At 36.9% G+C, this 26,169-nt stretch carries 26 protein-coding genes and 1 riboswitch; of the genes, 24 read left to right on the top strand and 2 right to left on the bottom strand.

Features of this window, described 5'->3' with window-relative positions; genetic code table 11:
• The first annotated feature begins 57 nt into the window (after positions 1-57).
• Positions 58-1,095 carry a tRNA preQ1(34) S-adenosylmethionine ribosyltransferase-isomerase QueA gene (gene queA / locus H541_RS0101575; protein WP_022795603.1) on the top strand — a complete coding sequence of 346 codons (1,038 nt, stop codon included), beginning with the start codon at positions 58-60 and terminating at the stop codon, positions 1,093-1,095.
• Between the two features lie 253 nt (positions 1,096-1,348).
• Here queA and H541_RS12675 read toward each other — a convergent pair whose 3' ends face one another.
• A complete protein-coding gene (locus H541_RS12675; protein WP_022795602.1) occupies positions 1,349-1,576 on the bottom strand; it encodes a DUF2929 family protein in 228 nt (75 codons plus the stop codon).
• A gap of 69 nt (positions 1,577-1,645) precedes the next feature.
• On the opposite strand from H541_RS12675, the gene H541_RS11210 reads away from it, so the two are divergent.
• From H541_RS11210 to H541_RS12465, 16 genes are all read left to right on the top strand, one after another.
• Positions 1,646-4,990 carry a DNA polymerase III subunit alpha gene (locus H541_RS11210; protein WP_022795601.1) on the top strand — a complete coding sequence of 1,115 codons (3,345 nt, stop codon included), beginning with the start codon at positions 1,646-1,648 and terminating at the stop codon, positions 4,988-4,990.
• 105 nt (positions 4,991-5,095) lie between these two features.
• The gene (gene pfkA / locus H541_RS0101560) at positions 5,096-6,061 is read left to right on the top strand and encodes a 6-phosphofructokinase (RefSeq protein ID WP_022795600.1); all 966 of its coding nucleotides are present in this window, start codon (positions 5,096-5,098) and stop codon (positions 6,059-6,061) included.
• Positions 6,062-6,274: 213 nt separating this feature from the next.
• On the top strand, positions 6,275-8,032 hold the full coding sequence (gene pyk, locus H541_RS0101555) for a pyruvate kinase (protein ID WP_022795599.1): 1,758 nt from the start codon (positions 6,275-6,277) through the stop codon (positions 8,030-8,032).
• A gap of 421 nt (positions 8,033-8,453) precedes the next feature.
• Entirely contained in the window at positions 8,454-9,305 is an 852-nt protein-coding gene (locus H541_RS0101545; protein ID WP_022795597.1) for a CvfB family protein, read from the top strand.
• A 13-nt stretch (positions 9,306-9,318) separates the two neighbouring features.
• A complete protein-coding gene (locus H541_RS0101540) occupies positions 9,319-9,780 on the top strand; it encodes a Fur family transcriptional regulator (protein ID WP_022795596.1) in 462 nt (153 codons plus the stop codon).
• Positions 9,773-10,693, top strand: coding sequence for a site-specific tyrosine recombinase XerD (gene xerD, locus H541_RS0101535; RefSeq protein WP_022795595.1), 921 nt, complete (start codon positions 9,773-9,775; stop codon positions 10,691-10,693). The genes H541_RS0101540 and xerD overlap by 8 nt, the downstream gene beginning before the upstream one ends.
• Before the next feature lie 111 nt (positions 10,694-10,804).
• Positions 10,805-11,974 (top strand): phosphopentomutase, encoded by a 1,170-nt coding sequence (gene deoB, locus H541_RS0101530; RefSeq protein ID WP_022795594.1) that lies wholly within the window; start codon positions 10,805-10,807, stop codon positions 11,972-11,974.
• Positions 11,975-12,018: 44 nt separating this feature from the next.
• On the top strand, positions 12,019-12,849 hold the full coding sequence (locus H541_RS0101525; RefSeq protein ID WP_240470885.1) for a purine-nucleoside phosphorylase: 831 nt from the start codon (positions 12,019-12,021) through the stop codon (positions 12,847-12,849).
• A gap of 192 nt (positions 12,850-13,041) precedes the next feature.
• On the top strand, positions 13,042-13,407 hold the full coding sequence (locus H541_RS0101520; RefSeq protein WP_022795592.1) for a GNAT family N-acetyltransferase: 366 nt from the start codon (positions 13,042-13,044) through the stop codon (positions 13,405-13,407).
• Entirely contained in the window at positions 13,400-14,248 is an 849-nt protein-coding gene (locus tag H541_RS0101515; RefSeq protein WP_022795591.1) for a segregation/condensation protein A, read from the top strand. Before H541_RS0101520 ends, H541_RS0101515 begins: the two co-directional genes overlap by 8 nt.
• Entirely contained in the window at positions 14,245-14,814 is a 570-nt protein-coding gene (gene scpB, locus H541_RS0101510) for an SMC-Scp complex subunit ScpB (RefSeq protein WP_026501525.1), read from the top strand. The genes H541_RS0101515 and scpB overlap by 4 nt, the downstream gene beginning before the upstream one ends.
• A 14-nt stretch (positions 14,815-14,828) precedes the next feature.
• The gene (locus H541_RS0101505; RefSeq protein ID WP_022795590.1) at positions 14,829-15,554 is read left to right on the top strand and encodes a pseudouridine synthase; all 726 of its coding nucleotides are present in this window, start codon (positions 14,829-14,831) and stop codon (positions 15,552-15,554) included.
• 56 nt (positions 15,555-15,610) lie between these two features.
• Positions 15,611-15,731: riboswitch (FMN riboswitch) on the top strand.
• A gap of 88 nt (positions 15,732-15,819) precedes the next feature.
• On the top strand, positions 15,820-16,410 hold the full coding sequence (locus H541_RS0101495; RefSeq protein WP_022795589.1) for an ECF transporter S component: 591 nt from the start codon (positions 15,820-15,822) through the stop codon (positions 16,408-16,410).
• A 153-nt stretch (positions 16,411-16,563) separates the two neighbouring features.
• Complete coding sequence (locus H541_RS0101490) at positions 16,564-17,127, top strand: helix-turn-helix domain-containing protein (protein WP_022795588.1); 564 nt, start codon at positions 16,564-16,566, stop codon at positions 17,125-17,127.
• Entirely contained in the window at positions 17,091-17,330 is a 240-nt protein-coding gene (locus H541_RS13355; RefSeq protein ID WP_240470883.1) for an IS3 family transposase, read from the top strand. The genes H541_RS0101490 and H541_RS13355 overlap by 37 nt, the downstream gene beginning before the upstream one ends.
• 3 nt (positions 17,331-17,333) lie before the next feature.
• On the top strand, positions 17,334-17,957 hold the full coding sequence (locus H541_RS12465) for an IS3 family transposase (protein WP_084684486.1): 624 nt from the start codon (positions 17,334-17,336) through the stop codon (positions 17,955-17,957).
• A gap of 361 nt (positions 17,958-18,318) precedes the next feature.
• Here the strand turns inward: H541_RS12465 and H541_RS0101480 are convergent, their stop codons facing one another.
• Positions 18,319-18,546 (bottom strand): ferredoxin, encoded by a 228-nt coding sequence (locus H541_RS0101480; RefSeq protein ID WP_022795587.1) that lies wholly within the window; start codon positions 18,544-18,546, stop codon positions 18,319-18,321.
• Positions 18,547-18,586: 40 nt separating this feature from the next.
• On the opposite strand from H541_RS0101480, the gene H541_RS0101475 reads away from it, so the two are divergent.
• The 7 genes from H541_RS0101475 to H541_RS0101445 all read left to right on the top strand — a co-directional run bounded on the left by H541_RS0101475 (position 18,587) and on the right by H541_RS0101445 (position 26,067).
• Complete coding sequence (locus H541_RS0101475; protein WP_022795586.1) at positions 18,587-19,678, top strand: helix-turn-helix domain-containing protein; 1,092 nt, start codon at positions 18,587-18,589, stop codon at positions 19,676-19,678.
• Positions 19,669-21,198, top strand: a complete 1,530-nt coding sequence (locus H541_RS12670; protein WP_022795585.1) for a DEAD/DEAH box helicase — start codon at positions 19,669-19,671, stop codon at positions 21,196-21,198. Before H541_RS0101475 ends, H541_RS12670 begins: the two co-directional genes overlap by 10 nt.
• Positions 21,199-21,325: 127 nt before the next feature.
• Positions 21,326-22,036, top strand: a complete 711-nt coding sequence (locus H541_RS13740) for a LysM peptidoglycan-binding domain-containing protein (protein ID WP_022795584.1) — start codon at positions 21,326-21,328, stop codon at positions 22,034-22,036.
• Positions 22,037-22,108: 72 nt separating this feature from the next.
• Positions 22,109-22,774, top strand: a complete 666-nt coding sequence (gene cmk / locus H541_RS0101460; RefSeq protein WP_205617793.1) for a (d)CMP kinase — start codon at positions 22,109-22,111, stop codon at positions 22,772-22,774.
• A 135-nt stretch (positions 22,775-22,909) separates the two neighbouring features.
• Complete coding sequence (gene rpsA, locus H541_RS0101455) at positions 22,910-24,169, top strand: 30S ribosomal protein S1 (RefSeq protein ID WP_022795582.1); 1,260 nt, start codon at positions 22,910-22,912, stop codon at positions 24,167-24,169.
• Positions 24,170-24,246: 77 nt separating this feature from the next.
• Positions 24,247-25,560 (top strand): ribosome biogenesis GTPase Der, encoded by a 1,314-nt coding sequence (gene der / locus H541_RS0101450; RefSeq protein ID WP_022795581.1) that lies wholly within the window; start codon positions 24,247-24,249, stop codon positions 25,558-25,560.
• A 228-nt stretch (positions 25,561-25,788) separates the two neighbouring features.
• Positions 25,789-26,067: an HU family DNA-binding protein gene (locus H541_RS0101445; RefSeq protein WP_022795580.1), complete on the top strand. Its 279-nt coding sequence runs from the start codon at positions 25,789-25,791 to the stop codon at positions 26,065-26,067.
• Positions 26,068-26,169 lie beyond the last annotated feature (102 nt).

The raw sequence follows: 26,169 nt of genomic DNA, 5'->3' as shown, positions 1-26,169 counted from the left end.
AAAACATAAAAAGGATCATACCAATAGAGTTGATTTGATGAGAAAGAAGAGAATAAATTGCCATTAACCGTAAATGATTTTGATTTTAATTTGCCAGAGAATTTGATCGCGCAAGTCCCTTTGAAAGACCGTTCTGCTTCTCGGCTGTTACATTTGAACGTGACAGATCACACGATGACAGATGAGTCGTTTAAGGATATCGTATCAATTTTAAAAAGTGGCGATGTCTTAGTGATGAATAATACCAAAGTGTTGCCAGCAAGGTTGTTTGGCACAAAAGAAGATACTGGTGGGCACTTAGAAGTTCTGCTCCTTCACCAAGAAAACGATGATGTATGGGAAACATTAGTTAAACCTGCAAAAAGAGCAAAGGTTGGAACAGTGATTTCTTTTGGAGATGGACAATTGACTGGGGAGGTCATTGAAGTTCTTGAACATGGTGGAAGACGCGTTAAATTCTCCTATCAAGGTGTTTTCCTCGAGATTCTGGATCAACTCGGTGAGATGCCTTTGCCACCTTATATTAAAGAAAAATTAAGAGATAAAAATCGTTATCAAACAGTGTATGCTAAAGAGGAAGGTTCTGCTGCGGCACCTACAGCTGGCCTACATTTTACTACTGAGATTTTAGAGGCCTTGAAAGCTAAAGGTGTTAAATTGTGCTATGTCACACTTCATGTTGGTTTAGGAACATTCAGGCCCGTGTCAGCAGTCAATATTTCTGATCACCACATGCATTCTGAGTATTATCATATTGACCAACAAACCTGTGATGTAATCAACAGCGCCAGAAGCGAAAATAGAAGAATTGTAGCTGTTGGGACCACCTCTATTCGCACATTAGAATCAGTCACAAAGGATAGAACGACACCTCTTGAGCCAATGAGTGGATGGACTTCAATCTTCATCTCTCCCGGATTTCAGTTTAAAGCTGTTGATGCTTTCATTACAAATTTTCATCTTCCAAAATCTACATTAGTCATGTTAGTGGCTGCCTATGCCGGAAGATCCTTTATTCTAGAGGCCTATGATCATGCTATCAAAGAAAAGTATCGCTTTTTTAGTTTTGGCGACGCAATGTTTTTAGAAAAGTAACCATAAAAAGAGGATGAGGCTGTTGCCTCATCCTCTAACTGTATTTAATTCTTATTCTAACTGTATTTAATTCTTAAAAACTACTACAGAAGTAGCAAAATTAGTTTAGTTCTAATGAAGGTCATTTAGCTTATTAATAGGTCATTTTTCAGGCCACTCTTGAGATTATTCTGAAAATAGGTCACACAATTTTCGGGACTTACTATTTTTCTCTTATTTATCTATTCAAAAAGTCATTCAATAATCCATTCATTCATTCAGTTGTACTATTTGAATCTGAAACTTCTGGAGTATCTTCAGAAATTTTTAGGTGATTTGAGAATTTTAACATATCACTAATCAAAACGACCAAAACAAGCTCGATTACAGCTGTTAAGCATGCGGATAAGAAACTATATTTAGAATTCATCAATGCCGAACCCAAGAAAAAAGTCATTTGTGTTAAAATAAAAGCCCAAATGCCAGTTATAATGTATTTCATTCTAGAACCTCTTTTCTGTTATTCTGCAGATTATTATAACGCAAACTATATGATAAAGGAAGTGTTTCCGTGGGACAACCATTCAATGTTTTTTCTGACTATTCGTTTTTGCGTAGTGCCTTAACGATTGATCGCTATGCCGAGCTGGGAAGTCAGCTTGGTTACACTTCATTGGTATTAGCCGATCTTGACAGTACCATGGGTCTAGTTGAATTTTATCAAAAATGTTTAGCAAAACAAATCAAACCTATTATGGGCGTGTCACACTATCTGAATTTAGCCCATATTAATGTGAAAGCTCCGTATGATATCCTTTTGTCTGCTATCGCATTAGACAACACTGGCTACCAAAAGATGCTATCACTTGCAACTTATTCGACAGATAAAGAATGGGGACTTATTCTTCAAGAAAGTCGAAAGCTTACTGATCATTTAGCCTTTATTCTACATTTGGATGATGATTTTACTATTGAGGTTTTGTCGACACTTAAGCAGATTGTTAGTGACTTTTCTTGGGAAATTTATATTGCGATTGATCCAAGAGAATTTTCGGAAGAAAAGTTGAACATTATCACTGATTGGCTCAGTCACAATCCCGACATTATGGCAATTGCAAGCGAAAAGGTCCGCTATCCTAGCGCTCATTATCAAAAGGGCTATCGTGTCTTAAGAGCAATTGATAGGGAAGATGGTCTGTCTCAAAGTGATCTATCTACGGGAAGCTATTATCTACCCTCTCAAAAAGAGTTTAATCAATTTTTTCCTACTACTAATCCAATACTAAACGATAGTTTAAACGAAAATGAAAGTTTAGCTCGAAAAGTAGAAGTTTCGCTTCTGTTTAAAACACTTCATCTCCCAAAATTTAAAACGCCGGATAATGAAGATAGTAGCCAATATTTAAAGAAATTATGTTATGAGGGACTAGAGAAGAAAGCATTAACGGAAGACGAAGCCTATAGAGATAGACTAGACCACGAATTGACAGTGATCGATCGGATGGGCTTTTCGGATTACTTTTTGATTGTAGCTGATGTCATCGATTATGCTAAAAGCATGAAAATCGTTACAAGCCCAGGTAGAGGGTCTGCAGCTGGGTCACTGACGTCATATTTATTAGGAATTACAGAATTAGATCCAATCAAAGAAAATTTATTATTTGAACGCTTTTTAAATGAAGAACGTTTTAATATGCCTGATATCGATCTTGATTTACCTGATAATAAACGAGATGAGGTATTACAATACGTTGCCAAAAAATATGGTGAGAATCATGTTGCTCAAATTGCAACGGTAGGGACTTTTGCCGCTAAATCTGCTATTAGAGATGTTGGTAGGGTCCTAAAATCTTCAGCATCAGTCGTTGATCGATTAGCTAAATCGGTTCCTAATAAACTGAAAATAAAACTAGCAGATGCTTACCGCGAATCACGACAATTTGCACAGTTGGTTGATCAATCAGCTGAAAGTCAGAAAATTGTTGAAATAGCTCAACAAATTGAAGGCCTTAGCCGACATTTATCAACACATGCTGCAGGAGTCGTCATTTGTGACCAACCATTGACTAATTTTACAGCACTTTTTTTGAGAAACAAACAGTTACCATTGACACAATTTCAAATGGGTTCAGTTGAAGAGATTGGGTTATTGAAAATGGATTTTTTGGGCATTAGAAATTTAGCTATTGTTCAAGACGCTGTGACTTTTATTAAAGTGGATGATCCTGATTTTGATTTAACAGCTATCCCATTAAACGATAAAAGCGTTTATCAGTTGTTTTCTCAAGGCGATACGGATGGCATATTCCAATTCGAATCAGCAGGTATCAGACAAGTTCTCAAACGTCTAATGCCACAAAGTTTAGAGGATCTTACAGCGGTCAATGCCCTTTATCGTCCGGGACCGATGGAACAGATTGACCATTTTATTAAACGAAAGCATCATGAGGAACCCATTCATTTTCCACACGACACATTAAAAAAAATACTTGCTAATACATATGGCATCATGGTCTACCAAGAACAAGTCATGCAAGTAGCAGTTACCATGGCGGGATTTACGTTAGGACAAGCAGATATACTGAGAAGAGCGATGAGTAAAAAGAAAAAAGATATCATTGAGGAAGAAAAAAAGCGCTTTGTATCTGGTGCACAAAAACTTGGTTATGACGCTAAAGAAGCCACAACTGTTTATGCCTATATCGAAAAATTTGCTGATTATGGATTTAATCGTTCACATGCAATGGCCTATTCATTACTAGCTTATCGTATGGCCTATTTGAAAGTTCATTATCCAGCAGCTTTTTTTGCAAGCTTAATCAATAGTCTTTCTCTTAATTCGACTAAAGGACAGCAATACTTAAATGATATGCGTTTTAAAAGAATTAACTTATTCGGGCCAGATATTAACAATAGTACGCATTTAATAGCCGTCTACAAAAAAGGATTGCTTTTAGGATTTGATCAAATCAAAGGGATATCAACCCTTTTTTCAGAACGAATTTTATCAAAAAGAAAGAACGAAAAGTTTCATTCCTTCATTGACTTCTATCAACGAGTTGGGCAAAAACAATCAGACAGTATGATTGAAAAATTGATTCGTGTAGGAGCATTTGATTCATTTGGCGTCAATCGAGCAAGCTTGTTGAAAACAATTCCTGTTCTTAAAGAGCAAGATTCTTTATTTGGAGACCTAATCAATCATTTAAATCAGGATTTAGGGGTTAGCTATCAGCATACAGAAGAAATGCCACTAGACCAACGCTTAAACGATGAGATTGCGTTATTAGGAACTATTGTTTCTTTCCACCCATTAGCTAATGATCGTCGTTTAATTCATGTGATGGGCTATAGGTCTCTTCTGTCCTTAAAAGATAAAGATCGGTCTTTCGAAGGATTGGTCTACATCCAGTCAGTAGAAAAAATTAAAACAAAAAAGGGAGAATCGATGGCTTTCTTGACAGTTAGTGATGAAACAAAGCAACTGACCGTTGTCGTTTTTTCAAAGGTTTACTATCAACATATCAGTCTTTTGAAGCCAAACAAAAAAATTGTTTTAAAAGGTAAGCCTAGCTTTTCCAAAGATATGGCATTACAGGTGATTGCCTCCAACTTTATAAGCTATGATGAAGCCAAGAAGATAGCAATCGAGCGGGAGAGAAAATTGGTCATAAACTTAGATAATGTTGAAAAGATTACTTATGAAAAGTTGATAGCAATATTTAAGAAACATAGTGGCGAAAGTCCGCTGATATTTGTTAGACAGCCGGATCGCAGAAAGTTTTATGATCGTCGAATACGAAAAGTGACTATTTCTAGTGTCTTATTGAGTGAAATATCGGCAATAATTGGCGAAAAAAACCTTTATGTAGCTAGCTCTCCACTTGAATCAAGTGAAAAAATTATAAAAAATTAAGAATTTCATTAGGAAAACGCTTTTAGAATTGAGTAATAACAGACACGGTGAGCTATTTTTGGTATCATTATTGTAAGTTCATTATCAAGGTGAGGAGAGGTAAACATGAAAAAAATTGCAGTCTTGACAAGCGGTGGGGATGCTCCAGGCATGAACGCTGCTGTCCGGGCAATAGTTCGGAAAGGGATTTATGAAGGATTTGAGGTTTACGGCATCAACTATGGTTTTGCCGGTTTAGTTTCCGGTGATATCAGAAAGCTAGGCATTCACGATGTGAGTGATATTGTTGGACGTGGTGGGACGTTCTTGTACTCTGCACGTTACCCTGAATTTGCAAAAGAAGAAGGGCAACTCAAAGGGATTGAGCAATTAAAGAAATATGGTATTGACAGTTTAGTGGTTATTGGTGGAGATGGGAGTTACAAGGGTGCTGTTGCGCTTGCCAAACATGGTTTCCCAACTGTTGGGATCCCAGGAACCATCGATAATGATATAGCTGGAACTGACTTTACGATTGGATTTGATACAGCAATCAATACTGTCTTAGAAGCACTTGACCGTATTAGAGATACTGCAACGAGTCATGTTAGAACGTTTATTGTTGAAGTAATGGGACGAAATGCTGGAGACATCGCTCTTTGGGCAGGTGTTGGATCTGGTGCTGAACAAATCATTATTCCTGAACACCGCTTTGACATCGATAAGATCGTTAGTGAAATTGAGGCTGGTCGTAACCGTGGTAAAAAGCATACGATTATCGTGTTAGCTGAAGGTGTAATGAGCGGTGAAAAATTTGGTAAACTTCTACAAGAAAAGGATCCAAATTATCAGACACGTATTTCAGTTTTAGGACATATGCAACGTGGTGGAGCCCCTACGGCAAGAGATCGCGTTTTGGCAAGCCTAATGGGTGCTAAAGCAATTGATTTATTGAAAAAAGACATTGGTGGCGTCTGTGTTGGGATTCAACATGGTGAAATCACCTATGGCAACATTATAGAAACGCTTGAGAATAATAAACACACCCCTGCACTAAATCTTTATCAATTAAACAAAGAAATCTCGTATTAAATTGGGATAAGCTCATATTTTGTGAACAATTGTCTTATTTCTGAAAATAACTTATTTATTTCTGAAAATGTGGTAATGTAGTGATGGTACTTCGATAAAATTTAGAAGACTATTTGCTAAACTATTTTGATAAAATGGTATAGTGAGGCACTAAATAGTTGTTTTAAGTGGAATCGTCTATTCATAATTCTTAGGTATAGGAAAGGTGAAACAATGAAAAAAACTAAAATCGTATGTACGATAGGTCCTGCAAGTGAAAGCGTTGAAACACTAGTCGAATTGATTAAAGCTGGGATGAATGTTGCACGTTTGAATTTCTCACATGGAGACCATGACGAACATTTACAACGTATCAAGAACATTCGCGAAGCTTCTAAAATCACCGGAACGACAGTTGCGTTAATGTTAGATACTAAAGGTCCTGAAATCAGAACGAATGATATGAAAGATGGCAGTATTTTACTTGAAAAAGGAAAAAATGTTGATGTGTCAATGAAAGAAGTTTTAGGAACTAAGGATCTATTTTCAATTACCTATCCTGAATTGATCCATGATGTCAATATTGGAAGCTACATCTTATTAGATGATGGCTTAGTAGAATTACAAGTTACCGATGTTGATCTTGAAAAAGAAGTTATCCATACAAAGATTTTAAATACTGGTGTCATTAAAAATAAAAAAGGTGTCAATGTTCCTGGAGTTAAAACAAAATTACCAGGTATTACAGAAAAAGATCGTAACGATATTATCTTTGGACTAAAGAACGACATCGATTTCATTGCTGCAAGTTTTGTACGTAAAGCAGCAGATGTTTTGGAAATCAAAGAAATATTAGAAGAATATGATATGACACATGTTCAAGTCATTCCAAAAATCGAAAATCAAGAAGGAATCGATAATATCGATGATATTTTGAATGTTTCTCAAGGGTTGATGGTTGCTCGGGGAGACATGGGTGTTGAAATTCCTGCAGAGGAAGTTCCTATTGTTCAAAAAGCATTGATCAGAAAATGTAATGAATTAGCTAAACCAGTTATCACTGCTACCCAAATGCTTGATTCTATGCAACGAAATCCTCGCCCTACAAGAGCTGAAGCTGGTGACGTTGCTAATGCCATTTTTGATGGTACTGACGCAGTGATGCTTTCAGGAGAAACAGCTGCTGGGGATTATCCTATCGAAGCAGTTCGGACAATGGCGAATATTTGTGTTCGTACTGAATTTGCCTTGACTGGAGAAAATTCTTTCAGACTAAAAGCATTCTCAGATACCGATGTTGCAGAAGCAATTGGTCGTTCAGTTGGTCACACGGCTAAAAATCTTAAGATTAAGACAATCGTGGCTGCTACAGAATCTGGTCACACTGCACGGATGATTTCAAAATACCGTCCTAATGCGCATATCGTAGCGTTGACATTCAGCCAACGTCAAAAACGTGGGTTACTTCTTTCTTGGGGTGTTTATCCTCATGTCACTGAAAAGCCTGCTTCTACTGATGAAATGTTTGCACTAGGATCTACTGTAGCTACTGATGAAGGCTATGCAAAAGAAGGCGACTTGATCATTATTACTGCCGGTGTTCCAGTTGGTGAACGTGGTACAACTAATATCATGAAGGTTCAAGCCATTAATACTATCTTAACTAGAGGTAATGGTATAGGCCGTCAAAACGTTATTGCAGAAGCAGTTGTAGCTCATTCAGCTGATGAAGCTAATAAAAAAATGAAGCCAGGTAAGATTCTAGTTGTTAGAGATACAACTCCTGAATACACTGATGCTTTGAAACAAGCTGTTGCTGTTGTAACCGAAGAGGGCGGTTTAACAAGCCATGCCGCTGTAGTTGGCATTGATTTAGGTATCCCTGTGATTGTTGGAAGTACAGATGCAACCTCAGTTATTGAAGATGGCGAGATTGTTACAATTGATGCACGTCGTGGTATCGTTTATAGAGGAGCAACTAAAGCTCTTTAATACAAGTGACTACTACTCTAATAAAGTGGTAAGCATGTACAGAAAACATTTACACATAGCGTGTATAGATTATACACTGTGTAAATAACATATAAGAGTGTCAGTCAAAAATGTAGCTAATGCATTGAATGAAAAGTTGGATCACGACCCACTAAAGGGCAATGATCCAACTTTTTATATTGTAACCATTTTTTTCTTGACCGAAAAAAGTTTTGGAGAGTTCGATGATTATAAACTAGGAAACCAGATCAAATAAGGTGATTACGATATAATTGTGGTAAAATGAGTTGTGTTAAGCAATTTGAATGTTTTTTCATTTTAGTGGCTAGGATTGATCTATAAATGGATTGAAGCAAGCATTAATCTAGAATGACTATAAATAAGAAATAGCTAAAATTAATAAAATGAATGGAGGTCAAATATGCTTGGAACGGTAGAAACATGTTTTGTGACCGATCAAAATGACACTAGTTACTTTGTACAATATAAAGGTCGAACATTCGATTTTCCCAAACAACTGACTGAGAACAGTTACCAGATAGGTGATATGGTCAAAGGATTCTTATATGAAAATATGGATCATCACTATATTTTCACCCCAATCCTTCCTGATATTTTACCAGGACAGTATGGTTGGGCAGTTGTAAAAGATGTTAGAAAAGACCTAGGTGTATTTTGTGATATCGGTCTGCCTGGTAAGGATGTTGTGGTTTCAAAGGATCTGTTATCTGAAATGACGTCTTTATGGCCTAAAAAAGGGAATAAGCTCTTAATCACCATTACGACGGATAAAGAGGAGCGAATCTGGGGCGAATTAGCGGATGAACAGTTAGTCCACCAGCTTGCAAAAAAAGCACCAGATTCTATGATTAATAAGGATATTGAAGCAACAGTTGTTCGTCTTAAAAAAGTGGGAACTTACGTTTTAACCAGTGAGTTCTATTGGGGGTTTATTCACCCATCTGAGCGCTTTAATGAGCCAACACTTGGTGAACTGATTAAAGGACGAGTTATTGCAGTCAAAGAGGATGGATCGCTGAATATATCGTTGAAGCCCAGAGCCTTTGAAGCAATTCCTGATGATGCCCAAATGATTTTGACATTACTGAATAATGTGCCAACTCATCAACTGCCTTATCACGATAAATCTGATCCAGATGATATCAAGAGCTTTTTCGGAATCTCAAAAGGACAGTTTAAAAGAGCAATCGGTCATTTACTTAAGACAGGGCAAGTGATTAAAATTCCTAATGGGATAGCATTGAAAAAATAGTAGAGGTGACAGCATGACACGTGAATCATTAACAACAGTCAAAAAAATATTGCAACAAGCAGGGTATAAGCTGACACCTCAGCGAGAATTAACTCTGATGACGTTGGTTGAACGTGCAAATGAGCACCTAAGTGCTGAAGAAATATATGTTCTTTTGAAAGGCAAAAACCCAGATATAGGGTTGGCAACTGTATATCGGACACTTGATATTTTAACGGAATTGGGTATCACTTATAGGTCTGTTTTTGATGATGGACTTGCTCGTTATGATTTGAAAATAAGTAAAAACAAACATGCTCATCGTTATTTACTATGCCTTTCATGTGGTAAGATTGAGACTATTTCTGATGATTTATTGCTGAATGTAGAGGATACAATTAAACAAAAATATCATTTTGAAGTGTTAGATCATCGGTTAACTTTTTATGGAATATGTGAGGATTGTCAAAAAAACAAGGTAAATCACTATGAGTGAATCGTCGAATCAGTTTGAAGAGGATTACCTAAGTGACTTTATACGGTATTTAAAGGTGGTTCGTGGCCTATCTGTCAATACAATCCAAAATTATGAGAGGGATATCAGAAAGTTTCAAACTTTTTTGACTGAAAACTCAAACCATAATTTGATGACTTTTGATGTGTTAGACATTAAAGCTTTTTTATCTGATCTGACACTGAAACACTTAGCACCAAACTCTCGTGCTCGAGTTATTTCAAGTTTGAGACAGCTATCGCGCTATTTTTTGAAAGAAAAAATAAGAAGTGATGATCCGTCGCGGTTGATTGAGCTTCCTAAGAAGGCACGACCATTACCAAAACAATTGACAGTAAGCGAAGTTGATGCGTTATTGAAGGCTCCTGATGTTAGTGATTTAATTGGTTTAAGAGATCGCACCATCTTTGAATTAATGTATGCAACTGGTTTGCGAGTTTCGGAATTAACTCACTTAACAGTTGGTGAGGTTCATTTAGATACTCAAATTATCAGGGTGATTGGTAAAGGGAACAAAGAACGCTTAATTCCTATTGCTAATCAGGCGATGTTTTGGCTACAACGTTATTTGGAGGATTCTAGACCAACTTTAGTGGGTCGTTCTAAAGGTGAACCATCGACTATATTTTTTTTAAATAGACGAGGCGAGGGTTTTACACGCCAAGGTATTTGGAAGAATCTAAAAAAGTATGTCGTTAAAGCAGGTATCAAAAAAGTTGTTTCACCTCATGTATTAAGACATTCTTTTGCCAGCCATTTAATTCAAAATGGTGCAGATTTGAGAATTATTCAAGAACTGCTTGGTCATAGTGATATATCAACAACAGAGATTTATACACACTTGGATCAAGTTCATTTAAGAAAAATATATAAAAACTCTCACCCAAGACAGTGAGGGCATCACCACAGGGTTAAAGACTCTTGATAGCCGAAAAGGACTGAAAATGTTACTTTTTAAACCTATCAGACACTTATGTGATGGAAATCTAGAAAGAGGTAATTGTGAATGAAGTTTAAGAGAATACATGTCGTTGTAATGGATTCAGTAGGAATAGGTGAAGCTCCCGATGCAGCAAATTTTGGAGATGTAGGCGCAGACACACTAGGACATATTACTGATTCTAGGGTTGTTGCCTTGGACAATCTTGCTGAATTAGGTTTGGGTAAAATTAGACCACTGTCACATATTGAACCAAAGAATTCGAAAAACAGTTACTATACAAAATTAGAAGAACAATCAGTTGGAAAAGATACTATGACTGGCCACTGGGAATTAATGGGACTTCAAATAAAGACACCTTTCAGAGTGTTTCCAAATGGCTTCCCAGACGAACTATTGGATAAAATCAAAGCATTTTCCAGAAGAGGTATCGTGGGAAATGAACCAGCCAGTGGCACGGCGATTATAGACGAGTTAGGGCCTCATCAACTTGAAACAGGAGATTTGATTGTTTATACCTCGGCAGATCCAGTTCTACAAATTGCAGCTCATGAAGACGTGATTCCAGTTGAGGAATTATACCGTATCTGCCAATATGTCAGAGATATAACTAAGGACGATCCTTATATGATTGGTAGAATTATTGCAAGACCATATATCGGTCAACCAGGAAACTTCACACGGACGAGCAATCGGCATGATTATGCCTTGGATCCTTTTGGCGAGACTGTATTAGATAAGCTGAAGGCCGCACACTATGACGTTATTGCAGTGGGAAAAATCAATGATATTTTTAACGGTAAAGGAATCACCGATTACGTTAGAACGAAGAGTAATATGGACGGCGTTGATCAGTTGTTGAAGAAAATGGCTGAACCGTTTACTGGACTAAGCTTTACTAATTTGGTTGATTTTGATGCTTTGTATGGACACAGAAGAGATACTGAGGGCTATGCAAAGGCTTTAGAAGATTTTGATAAACGCCTGCCTGAGATTATGGAACAAATGGCTCCAGATGATCTTTTGATTATAACGGCAGATCACGGCAATGATCCAACCTTTAAGGGAACAGATCATACAAGAGAGTATGTCCCATTGCTGGTTTATGGCAAGAGTTTGACACAAGGTACTGCATTGAGACAAGGATATTATGCAGATCTTCAAGCTACTATTGCTGATAATTTTGGAGTGCCAAAAAGTGAAAATGGAACGAGCTTTTTAGCGGATTTAAATTAAGTAGAGTTGGTTATAATATTGTAAAAAAGCTTGCTAAGGAGACAATTATGGGGATAACAGCAGAAATCAATGAAAGTGTTGATTTTATTACGTCAAAGAGTGATTTAGTACCTAAGATTGGTTTGATTTTAGGGTCTGGTTTGGGTGTCATGGGTGATGAGTTATCAGAAAAGATAGCCATTCCTTATGATGAGATTCCATATTTCAAATCATCGACAGTAAAGGGTCATAATGGTAGATTGTTGATTGGTAAACTAGAAGGCACTCCAGTGATGATCATGGATGGTCGATTTCACTATTATGAAGGTTATGATATGGCAACTGTCACATACCCAGTAAGGGTAATGGCAAAACTTGGGATTGAAAAACTAATCGTCACAAACTCAGCTGGGGGATGCAATCCGACATTTACTCCTGGGAACTTGATGCTAATCACAGATCATATTAATTTTATGGGAACAAATCCATTGATAGGACCAAATTTGGAAGATTTTGGCACACGATTTCCTGATATGAGTGAAGCTTATGATAGAGAGTTTCTAGATAAAGTTCAGACTGAGGCTAAAAAAGCTCATATTGATCTGAAACAAGGGGTGTATATGGGCTTTTCTGGGCCAACATATGAAACACCAGCTGAAGTTAGATTTGCTCAAATTGCTGGTGCGAGTGCAGTGGGGATGTCTACTGTCCCTGAAGTAATCGTTGCAAAACACTCAGGACTTAAAGTATTGGGAATTTCATGCATTACCAATCTAGCGGCTGGATTGCAGTTTAATTTGAACCATGAAGAGGTTGTTGAAACTACCGAGCGTGTGAAAGAAATCTTCAAAAAGTTGGTACGACTTTCAGTTAAAACATTAACAAAAGTAGACTAGCCAGATAACGACTATAGCTTGGCCATAATCGGAAATAGCTCATCGTATAATGGCACCATACGACATGGATAATGGAGACACGTCTTGTCAACTGATGACAGTTTTGTTAGGATAACTCCTATAGATGTTCTAGTAATGAATAGTAAGAGTAGCAATAAAGGATAGAATCAACAGTAAAAAGAGGTGTCACGTTTGCTAGCAGAATGCACTGAGAGTCATAAAAAAATAGCGATGGGATTGTTATCCTATATTCCTGATTACAAAGATATCGATCGATTGACGCAACTCTGGAATTCCTATCAAGATAAGGACAACAGAAAGCTGTTTTTATGGAAAGATGAAGAAACTGACAATTTTGTAGCTATTATCGGAGTAGAACTGACAGAATATACGCCAGTGATTCGCCAGTTAGCAGTATCACCATCTTTTCGTTCGGAAGGTATTGCTCATTTGATGCTAGACGAGATTCAAAAAAAATATCATCAAGATACTCTTTCTGCTACTCTTGAACTTAGCCAATTGCTAAGTCATTGGGAAGGGAAAGATAGTGATGACTGATGATTATTTAAATCGCAATAAAAACGGTGATCAGCTTTCAGAAGCATCTGCAGATGAATCTATAGAGCTGTCCCAACAAGAAGAGTCAACTAGCGATGTGATGAATATCAAGATCGATCAGTTTGTTGGTCCTCTTGATTTATTACTTCATTTGATTAAGACGGCCAAAATTGATATTCATACGATGAAAATGACCCCAATAGTAGCTCAGTACCTCGATTATCTCAAGGCAATGCAACTAATGGATCTAGAAGTGGCAAGTGATTATTTAGTAATGGCTGCAACGTTGCTAGAAATCAAAGCTCGGGAATTATTACCAGTCGTACAGCTGGAGGATCCAGAAAATGAAGACATTGATCCTAAGAAACAGTTGATTGATGCATTAGAACTTTACCAGAATTTCAAAGAAGTGGTTCCTAAGATGCGGGAGTACTCTGAAAAAAGAGCTCAAATTTCTGGAAGAGAGCAAGCAGACCTTTCACCGCTTCAACACGTTATTCCATTAAAACCTGGTGAATTGTCATTTACCGATCTCACAGATGCAATAGCAAAAATGGAAGAGCGATTGAAAGAGGCTCAGCCACTCAAGAGAACAATCGAAAGAGAAACAGTTTCAATAGAAGGCTGTATCAAAAAAATTGAACGAGCTATTGAAAGTAAGTATAGGCCAATCTATCTTATAGATATTATTCAGAGTTCAAGTCGAACACAGATTGTCACTTATTTCCTAGCAATGTTACAACTGGTCAAATCTGGCCAGTTATTTTTCATACAGGAGAAGCAGTTTTCGGATATTCGATTGATTAAAAATCAAAAGGCACAGGGAGAGCAACATAAATGACAATGGTAGAGGATCACCAAGAAGAAATGATCTTAAAGATTGAGGCGATTCTTTTTGTCATTGGAGAGGAAGGCTTGACCGTAGCAGAATTGTCTCAAGTATTAGAAGTCGATAATCGCCAGATTGAAACATGTTTAGTGGCATTAAAAGAGAGATACCAGTCAACACAGACAGCTCTATTTATTGATAGCTATGCAGGCCACTATCGTTTGATGACTAAACTACAATTTGTCGGTATTTTGACTAAGCTAGCTCAAGCCCCTAAAATGACAAAATTAACACAAGCAGCATTGGAAACTCTGATGATTATTGCCTATCAACAGCCTGTTACTAAAGTTGTGATTGATCAGGTCAGAGGAGTACAGTCGCAAACGATGGTACAAAAGTTAGAATTAAGAGGATTGATTGAAGAAGCCGGACGCTTAGAGCAACCGGGGAGACCAAAATTGTATCAAACAACGGATTATTTTTTGGATTACTTTGGTTTATCTTCTCTAGATGATTTACCTCGCCTATCTGTTACCCTTAAAAATGAAGAAACGACTCTACTTAATCTCGAAGAATAGGATGATGTTCAATCGTGGAAAGACTACAAAAAATAATGGCAAGAGCTGGTGTTGCCTCTCGCAGAAAATCTGAAGAAATGATCGTTGCTGGCCGAGTTACCGTTAATAATGAACTTATAACTGAATTAGGTTTTCAAGTCAAAAAGGGGGATGAGGTCAAGGTAGATGGTGTCCCTATTACCAAGGAATCTCCTGTTTATTACTTATTCTATAAACCCAAAAATGTATTATCGGCCGTGAGAGATGATCGTGACCGTCCAGTTGTGACCGATTTTTTTCAATTTGAAACCAGAAGAATCTACCCTGTAGGAAGGTTAGACTTTGATACAACAGGGGTGTTACTTTTGACCAATGATGGTGATCTTACGCAAGAATTAACACATCCTAAACACGAAATTGATAAAACTTACATTGCAACTTTAAGTGCATTACCAAGTGAAGAGGGATTAAAGCAGTTAGAGCGTGGTGTTGTAATCGATGGTAAAAAAACAAGACCCGCAACTGTAGAAGTCATTTCAATTAACAAAGTGAAACAAAAAGCAGTTGTATCTTTGACAATACATGAGGGATGGAATCATCAAGTTAAGAAAATGTTTGAGGCTATCGGTTGTCCGGTAAACGCATTAAAAAGAGAAAAATTGGCTTTTTTAACGTTAAAGGGATTAACTCATCCTGGGGATTACCGACAATTATCAGCATATGAAGTACAACAGTTAAAGCAATTATCCTCAAAAAAGTGAAAACGATTTTATTTTCAATCACTTTGTGCTATAATATGACCATAATAAAATAAATGATTCGTCTTCAGGGGCGGGGTGTGATTCCCCACCGGTGGTATAGCCCACGAACTTACGTGAGTAAGCTGAATTGGTTTGATTCCAATGCCGACAGTTAAAGTCTGGATAAAGAAGATGGGGTTTTTTGTGAACTCTATTTTTGCTTTCCTGGAAAGTGAAATGGAGTTTTTTTGTACCCATTCTGTTGAAGAATCGCAGGAGGAGAAAAATGAATAACAGTAACACGCGTAAATTAGTCGGTATGAGCATTTTGGGAGCCACAGGGTTTTTATTGATGATGATTACCTTTCCTGTCATTCCAGGATTTTCTTTTTTGAAAATTGATTTTAGTGATATTCCAATACTAGTTGGGATGTTGCTTTATGGACCATGGGTAGGTTTGGGAGCAGCGGTCATTCGTACAATTCTTCACTACATACAAACTGGTGGTGATATGGGTTACCCAATAGGGGATTTAGCCTCATTGCTGGCAACTATCTCATTTATATTTCCACTTTATTATGTTATTAAAAATAAATTGACACTTCATCGCTATATTTGGGCTAGCATCATAGCCACAACAACTTTAGTAATTGTTATGTCAGTAGCCAATTGGTTCGTTATTATGCCGCTGTATTTAAAACTATTGAACTTCGAAATGGGTCCAATCAATGAATTAGTGTTGATGGGGATAGCTCCATTCAATCTTGTTAAGGGAGTATTGGTATCAGCAGTGAGCGGAGTCGTAGTGATGCGGTTACTTCCAGTTCTACAACGGAAAAGAATTGTAAAATCTGGGAATGCGAATCCTACAAAGTAGATTCTTTTTTCTCACAATTCCGATGCCAACTGTGGCGTAATAATATAAGTAGTACAAGCAATTCAAGAGGTATAATAATCCAAAAAGAGTGAAGCAAACAGGTACCGATCCCCGAAAGTTAGAGTAATAAATCTAACTTTCGGGGGTGTTTTTATGGCTAAATATAGTGAGGAATTTAAAATAAAGCTTGTCATCGAGTATTTGCATGGGAATCTGGGATATAAATTATTGGCTAAGAAATACAATATACCCTCTCAAACACCATTACAAGACTGGGAGAGGGCTTATAAAGCACAAGGGGTGAACGGATTAAAACGAAGAAAAGTGAAGGAAGTCTATTCTGTTCAATTTAAATTAGATACGATACAATTTAAGTTAGATACGGATGCTTCTTATCAGGAAACTGCTGATCAATTTAGATTAAATAATCCTTCATTAATTCACCGTTGGATGAAAGAGTTTAATAGACAAGGAATAGAAGGCCTGAAACCAAAATCAAAGGGGCGACCTTCTATGTCTAAGAAACCCAATCAACAAACGAAAAAAGAAGATATAAAGTTAACACGTGAAGCAGAATTGGAACGTGAGAATGAACTACTGAGATTAAAAAATGCTTATCTAAAAAAGTTAAGAGCTTTTTGGGAAAATCCGAATGCCTTCCTCGAAAAGCACAAACAAAATTGGCAGTCGAACTCAAAGAAGAAGGATTCAGATTAAAGGATATTTTCTTGGTTGTGAGAATCCCTGAAGCAACTTATCACTATCATGTCAAAAACTTTGGAAAAGAGGATCCAGATACCGAATTAAAAAAACGCATTACCCACCTATTTCAGGCATTTCATGAACGTTATGGCTATAAACGGATAACCAATGAGTTAAAAAAATTAGGATATTGTATTAATCATAAAAAGGTGTATTGATTGATGCGTGAGCTAGGATTAAAGTGTGTAAAGTTCATGCGCAAATCCCGTAAATACAATTCATATAAAGGGAAGGTTGGAAAGATAGCGAAGAATCTATTAGCCCGGCGATTTAATACACCCAACCCTCTTCAAAAACTAGTAACCGACATTACCGAATTCAAATGTTTGGGTGAAGAGAAGCTGTATTTAAATCCAATTCTTGACCTTTATAACGGAGAGATTCTTGCGTTTGGAATCAAGAAATTCCCAACTTTAAATCTCGTCATGGAACCCTTAGAGGAAACAATAGAAATCATAACAAATCACGCAACCTACCGCACTGCCATCCATTCGGATCAAGGATGGCATTATCAGCACAAACGATGGGTGAAAACATTAAAGGCAAATAAAATGTTCCAAAGCATGTCACGTAAAGCAACCTGCGCAGACAATGCTTTGATGGAAAACTTCTTTGGCATTTTAAAGCAAGAAATGTATTGTGGGGAAAAACTAGTAAACTATGAAGAGTTAAAACGACGAATTGAAGAATACATCTACTGGTATAACCACGAACGATCAAAAACAAAATTGACTGGACTGAGTCCGGTCGAATACCGAACTCAATCCAGTCAATCAGCTGCATAATAAAAACTCTAACTTTTAGGGGTTGCCACCACAGCCCTTCACTCTTTTTGCGTCATTTAAACTGATAACAACGTAAAACTAGTTTCTTAAACCTAATATCTTAAACCTAGTATCTTAAACCTAATGTCTAAAACCTAGTATCTTAAACCTAATATGCTAAATCTAATAACCAAAACCCTGTAACCAAAAAACTATAGCCAAAACTGAGTAACTTAAACTCAACACTATAAAGCTAGAAATCTAAATGCTTCTATAATATTTGGTGTTGTTATTCAAATAGTTACGACACCAAATATTATAGAAGCACTATTTATGCTATACTGAAACACAACTTATAGAAGCAAAAAAGGCAATTTATCATTCACGAGTTTGGAAAAGGCGTCACCGATCGTTTGATCGCTCCGGTTGGACATTTATGATAAGCAATTTTCATTTTGATCAGTTCTTGAGGGTTTAGGGGGTGCCTACCACTATTATTATCTGGTACAAAGTAGGCAATACCTTCGTTAGTGTAATCGAACAGATTCGGTGCAGCTAGTTGACAGATACCACATGCAATACATTCAGTTTGATTGACTTTACAATACAACTCTAATCACTCCAATAAGTTCTAGATGAAGGGGAACGGGATGAATTATTCTGAATACATACTTTTGTCATTAATAGACCAAGTGACGCTAGCTGAAAGTCCACCGCTAAATTCATCGTTATTGTATCATATCGTTACGGGTAAAAACACATCATATCAATGGGTGAAGCTTGCGGAGCTTCATGTGTATAGTTTTTTTGCTGTATTCCCTAGTCTGACCCAAGATGTCTTTAATCAGCAAATTAGTCGCATGGAGAGGCAAGGATTGATTTCCTGTAACAAGCAGAATGGTCAGAAGAATAATCGTGATTTAATAGATATTACTGAAAGAGGCAAACGTTTTTTGGCTTCTTATCGTCGTCAGTGGCCAATGATTAGATGTGATGAACAAGCTCGATACTATAATCTCAAATCGATTATTATGAAGTCATTTGTACAGGTCAATCAGTACATTTCTGCTTATTCAGCGGATGTAAAAATAACGGAGCCATATATTATGGATGAAGCTTTACAAGCTTTCGTTCGCGATTTCTGGATCAAGTATCTTTCAGCTGATCGATTGCAAGAATATTTAACTTCTCTCTATCGTCAGTTGGAAGTCTTGCCACCTTTAGTAGCAGATATATTTATGGCTAGTTTAGTAGGCAGACCAGAAACATTCAATCCTACTTCAGAGCAACTGACAACTTATTTTAAAGTCTCATCCTCTTATTTAGAAGATATCTACTGGCAACTATTGGTATCATTAAAACAAGAGAATCAACTGATTAGTAACCTATTCGCTGAAGCTGTCAAAGTATTTGGAATAGTTCCAGTTACTTATCAAAAGAGCGTAGATCTTTATCAAAGGAGTTATTCGTTAGATAAAATAGCTACGCTCCGTCAATTGAAAGCTAGTACAATCGTCGAACATCTTTTCCTATATTCTTTATTGATCCCTGATTTTTCGTTTCGTAACAATCATGATCCCTTGCTTATCAAACAGACCAGACAGTATATCGAACAATGCCAAAAATCAAAGAAACGATTGCTTTTTAGTGACTTAAAAAAGAGAATTGGAAGGGATAATCTTCCATATAGTTATGTATTATTTGCTAGAATAAGTTTAACAGGTGGTGTCCCATGGCATTGATTACACTTTTAAAAGAAAAGTTTTCTTATGACGGATTTAGACCACATCAAGAAGAAATCATCAATCAATTGAAGGCAAGAATGAACGTTTTTGCAATCATGGGAACAGGTACTGGTAAGTCCCTCATCTACCAGTTGGCTGGTTATGCATTTAAAAGACCAGTAATAGTGGTTTCTCCTCTTAAGTCTTTGATATTTGATCAAGTACAGCGAATTAATCAAAGAGATATCGGAAGAGCAGTCGCTATTGTCTCAGATTTATCAGCGATTGAGAAGAAATATATCTGGAAAAATCTGAGTAATTATTCTTATATTTTTTTAACGCCTGAGCTGTTGACAAATAAACGGATCATTGACCGACTAAAAATAATTTCTAATCCTTTATTAGTTATTGACGAGGCACATTGTGTCTCTGGTTGGGGACGTGAATTTAGACCAGATTATCTGAAGTTAGGCACCTTTCGAAGAGAGCTTGGCCTGCTTCAGACCTTGGCAGTTACTGCTACTGCAACTCCATATGTCAGAGATGATGTGATTCGGCTGATTTATCAAAAGGATGAGCAAGTAGAAGTAGATGATTACTTTACGGTGCCCCAAAATATCAAACCGTACTTTTTGAAAGAACAAAATTTTCAAATGATAGGAGAACAATTAGAGGTTCTCAAAAAAGAAGAGCCATGTTTAAAAGAGCAGGAGAAAGCTGATAAATCTAATGGAATAATAGAAAATAGATTTCAAAAAAAAACTTCTTACAAAACACAGAAAATAGACTTACTCCTTGCTCTAGTCAAAATTGTTCGAAAGCCACTCATCATTTATGTGGCCTTTAGAAAGGATGCGGAGTATATAGCGACGCTCATTTCTGAAAATCATAATAGGGCACTTCCATACCATGGAGGTATGTCTGCAGAAGACCGGTATAAGACTCAGTCACAGTTTAAGAATAATCAAGTAGGGGTTATTGTAGCAACAAGTGCTTTCGGTATGGGTATAGATAAAAACGATATTCGAACCATCATTCATTATTACCCACCAACTTCCGTAGAAAGTTATCTCCAGGAGATAGGAAGGGCTGGAAGGGATGGTAAACAGGCCCAAGCATTGATTTTTACCGACAATGATTATTACAAGTGGTTAATCAGTCGATATGAACATATTGTAACGATTACATCAACTAGTCATTCTAGACTTGATCAAATTGAGGAAGTCCCAGATTTGTTAACAATCATCCAATTTTATAGGAACGAAGGTCTAGCAGATGAAGAAATAAAAAAAATCATTCAGAATCAGTATGATTATAAACTAGAGCAATTAAGACAGATGATGTCACTTTTATCTGGAGTGGCAGATCTGAATAGAACACTCGTAGACTATTTCAAAACAGGCTGTTGGCAAGTTTCTACAAACGTTAATAATACTCAAAAACTGGAAACGCTGTTGAAGGATAATAATGATCAAAAGCCATTTTTAGAAAATTATGATTGGAAAAAGAGGTTTAATTTACTATTTCAGGGCAACTAATGGTTGTCAAATTGCTCTTTTATAACAAAATAGTCATTAAAATTTGTTTAACTTTTAGGTTATCATACGTTTTGGAGACTGAATATGATAAAATGATAACGAAAATTCATGCAAGGGAGGTATACACTTGTCTCGAAATAAAAAACAAACAGAGAATCCTTGGTCCCGGACTTTTGGCGATGATGAGAACCTGAAAAACAGACAGTTTTCACGTTCAGCTAGAAATTATGAAAAAAAGGACGCAGCACCAATCACAAAAATTTTGGTGGTGTTTTTCCTACTAATCTTTATCACACCGATTGTTTATACCATGGTTATCGATCGCACTAGTGCGACAAAACCAGCATCAAATCAATCAGTGTTGATTTCTAAAGCCAATCAGTCTGAAAAAGACGAACAGAATAATGATTCTGATGCAAATGCAGACGATTCAGAGTCTGATAAAGAAGATACAACTACAGATGAGACGAAGACAGAGGATGAATCCGATAAGGCTACTGATGATTCTCAAAAAGAATCAGAAGAGACTGCCACAAATGATTCACAATCGGATCAAGGGTCGACAGATGCCGCGGATCAATCTTCTACTGACACAAATACAGAGGATCAATCTAGTAATCAACCTAATGAACAGTCTAATGACCAATCTAATCAAACTGATCAAGGAACAACCGATTCAACAGATACAGCTGGATTCGGTTCTTATACGGTCCAGGCAGGCGACAATCTTTATCGTATCGCTGTCAATCATGGCATGACATTAGACGAGCTCAAACAAGTTAACGGATTATCATCAAATGACGCGATAATTGGTATGCAACTGAAAGTTAAACAGTAGTAAAAAGAGATAAAAAATTACCTAATAGTGAATGTCGGGACTAAGCGTTCCGATATTTTTTTGGAGGAAACCATGAACATTGCAATCGATGGCCCAGCATCATCTGGGAAGAGTACAGTTGCCAAGTTATTGGCGAAAGATCTTGGAATCACTTATTTGGATACAGGAGCTATGTATCGCGCTATTACTTATTTGGCGTTAAGTAAAAAGGTTGATTTGAAGGATGAAACTAAATTACAGCAGTTGGCTAAATCAGCAGATATCAAATTTATGACTAGTGATGATGGTCAAAAGGTATTTTTAAATGGTTTGGATGTCACCCAACAAATTAGAACAGAAGTTGTTAGTCAAAATGTGTCACTAGTGAGTTCCTACAAATCTGTTCGGGAAGAGCTTGTGAGAAAACAACAAGCTTTTATTACCAAGGGGGGCATCGTAATGGATGGTCGAGATATCGGCACTGTTGTTATGCCAAATGCAGATTTAAAAATATTTATGGTCGCTAGTGTTGAAATAAGAGCAAAAAGAAGGCATTTAGAGAATTTAGAGCGCGGATTCAAGAGTGACTATGAGGCTATTAAAGAACAAATTGCTACGAGAGATGAATATGATCAGAATCGAGCAAATTCTCCTTTAACAAAAGCTGATGATGCTATTCTATTAGATTCCTCTCATATGACTGTTCCAGAGGTTGTTGCTGAGATTAAAAAGCTATTAGTAACAAAAAAGCTAGTTTAAGACGAAAATTTGTAAAAGTTAGACTATTCATTAGAATTATGTTAAACTATTTACATGTGTGGTACTATCCAAAATCATTTTGATTTCGAATAGAGTCACTCAACAAGGCAATTGCTTATTAGGAGGAATTTTTAAATGACAGACAAAGAAACAAAAGATTTAGAACAAAATACTGAAGACACTTCAAATGATGCCCAAACAATGGAAGCCGCACTTGAACAAGTCCAAGAGGTCAATACTGGCGACGTTGTAACAGGTGAAGTGCTTTCTATACAAGATGACAAACAGGTCATTGTAGGTGTTTTGGGAAGTGGTGTAGAAGGTGTCGTTCCTCGTAATGAGCTATCTGCAACTCCATTTGAACATATCACTGATATTATAAACGAAGGCGACGAGCTTGAATTAGTCGTTATCAAACCAAACAAAGATAAAGAGAACGGAAGCTTCTTATTCTCCCGTAAACGTTTGGAAGCAAAGAAAATTTGGGATAAAATCCAAGAGAAATTTGACAAAAACGAAACTGTTACTGGACCAGTAAAAGAAGTTGTTAAAGGTGGTTTGGTTGTTGATTTAGGTGTACGTGGATTCGTTCCTGCATCTATGGTAGCTAACTACTACGTTGATGACTTCTCAACTTACAAAGGTAAAGAGTTAGAGTTTCAAATTGTTGAGATCGAACCAAGTGAAAATCGCTTGATTCTATCACGCAAAGAGTTAGCTGCTAAAGAGCAAGCTAAAAAACGTGATGAATTTTTAGCATCCATTCACGAAGGAGACGTCATTGAAGGCAAAGTAGCTCGTTTAACCAATTTTGGTGCCTTTATCGACTTAGGAGATGTTGACGGCCTTGTTCATATCTCACAAATAGCACATCATCATGTTAATAGTCCAGCTGACGAACTAGAAATTGGCCAAACTGTTAAAGTAAAGGTATTGTCTGTTGATCAAGAGAAAGGTCGTGTATCACTATCTATTAAGGATACTCTTCCTGGACCTTGGGATGATATAGAAGACAAAATTCACGTTGATGACGTACTTGATGGTAAAGTCAAACGCTTGACTTCATTCGGAGCTTTCGTAGAGGTGTTACCTGGAGTTGAAGGTTTAGTTCATATTTCACAAATATCTCATGAACATATTGCTACTCCTCATGAAAAACTGTCTGAAGGCCAAGATATCAAAGTGAAAGTTCTAGATATCAACCCTGATGATCAACGCTTATCTCTAAGCATCAAAGCTTTAGAAGATAAACCAGAAGAACCGGCTGCATCGAAAGCACCAAAGGTAAAGCGTGACACTCAAAAGAAAGTTGAACAAGCTTCTGATGACGAATCTGGATTTACGTTAGGTGATTTATTAGGTAGTCAATTATCTGATTTTAAATCAGAAGATTAATCATACTGATTATTCGAAAGCTTGGGACTATAGTTCCAAGCTTTTCTCTTTAATTAGAATAGAAGTGAGGAACTTATATGTCGACACCTACAATTGCAATCGTTGGGCGACCGAATGTCGGAAAATCAACGATTTTTAATCGTTTATCTGGAGAAAGAATTGCTATTGTTGAAGATATTCCAGGTATTACGAGAGACAGAATCTATGCTGAAGGATCCTGGCTAGATAAGAAATTCAATGTAATCGATACAGGTGGAATAGAGCTTTCAGATGCCCCCTTTATGGCTCAAATTAGATTTCAAGCAGAGGTGGCTATCGAGGAAGCTAATGTCATCATCATGTTGACTGATTCTCAATCTGGTGTAACAAACGATGATCAGATGATTGCTAGTCTATTGAAGAAAACAAAGAAGCCCATTATTCTTGCAGTCAATAAAGTAGATAATCCTGAGCGACGAATGGATATCTATGATTTTTATCAATTGGGATTAGGTGAACCTTTTCCAATTTCTGGAAGTCATGGGATAGGGCTCGGGGATTTACTTGATGCCGTTTTTGCTGCTCTTCCAAAAGAAGATGATGAAACTGATAATGATGATAGGATTGCCTTCTCTCTTATTGGAAGACCAAATGTTGGGAAGTCTAGTTTAGTTAATGAATTGTTAGGACAAAATCGTGTGATAGTTTCTGACATAGCAGGCACAACTAGAGACGCTATCGATACTGATTTTGAGACTCCTGATGGTGATAAGTTTAAAATCATTGATACTGCTGGGATTCGAAAACGGGGAAAAATCAGAGAAACAACTGAGAAGTATAGTGTTTTGCGGGCTAAAAGAGCCATTGAAAAATCTGATGTTGTCCTTATCGTGCTGAATGCCGAAGAAGGTATTCAAGAGCAGGATAAGAAAGTAGCAGGTCTTGCACATGAAGAAGGCAAAGGAGTCGTCATCGTTGTCAACAAATGGGACACTTTGGAAAAAGACAATCACACGATGAAAAACTTTGAAGAAGACATCAGAACGAACTTTCAATATTTAAAATATGCTCCGATTGTCTATGTTTCCGCTGTAAGTGGTCAACGCGTCAAAATGATTTTGCCTTTGATTACTCAAATTGCTAACAATCGTAAGAAACGAGTGAAGTCTAGTGTGTTGAACGAAGTTGTTCAAGACGCAGTTGCTACTAATCCTGGACCAACTGATAAGGGAAGACGGCTAAAAATCTTTTACATGTCGCAAGTTGCGATTAACCCGCCAACCTTTGTTGTATTTGTAAATGATATTGAATTAATGCACTTCTCCTATGAGCGCTTTTTAGAGAATCAGCTACGCCAAGCATTTGATTTTGTCGGGACTCCTCTTAAAGTTATTACAAGAGAAAGAACATAACTGTTACTTTTAAAACGAATTGTCATAGTTATACTCATACAATTTTAATAATAATCTTACTATTTTTAAAAAGGGATGACAGATGACGAAAATGATTGTCAGAACGGTGTTTTTGTGCTAAAGTAGTAACGAATCTTGTATTGATAGATTCATCTAAAAGTCTATTTGGACCACTCAAATAGAGTTTATATGGTTATAAAATACCATATTTGAGGAGGTGAAATACCTATGGCAAATAAAGCAGAATTAGTAGAACAAGTTAGTGAAAAAACTGGTTTAACTAAAAAAGATGTTACAACAACTGTTGATGCTCTTTTCGAAGTAATCCAAGAGTCTCTTAAAAAAGGTGAAAAAGTTCAAGTAGTTGGCTTCGGTAACTTCGAAGTCCGTGAACGTGCAGCCCGTAAAGGACGTAATCCTCAAACTGGTGAAGAAATTCAAATCGCTGCAAGTAAAGTTCCAGCATTCAAACCAGGTAAAGCATTGAAAGATGCAGTAAAGGGTTAATTTAATTGGTTCTACGTCAAATAGTGTTGTTACAGTTAAATCACTTAAGGAAACGCCCCGGCGTTTCTTTTTTTTCTAAATAATTTGGCAGATATTTTGCTG

Source organism: Bavariicoccus seileri WCC 4188, assembly GCF_000421665.1.
Taxonomy (GTDB): Bacteria; Bacillota; Bacilli; order Lactobacillales; family Aerococcaceae; genus Bavariicoccus; species Bavariicoccus seileri.
Note: the sequence above shows the minus strand (reverse complement) of the source record. Positions and strands in the feature narration are given on the sequence as shown.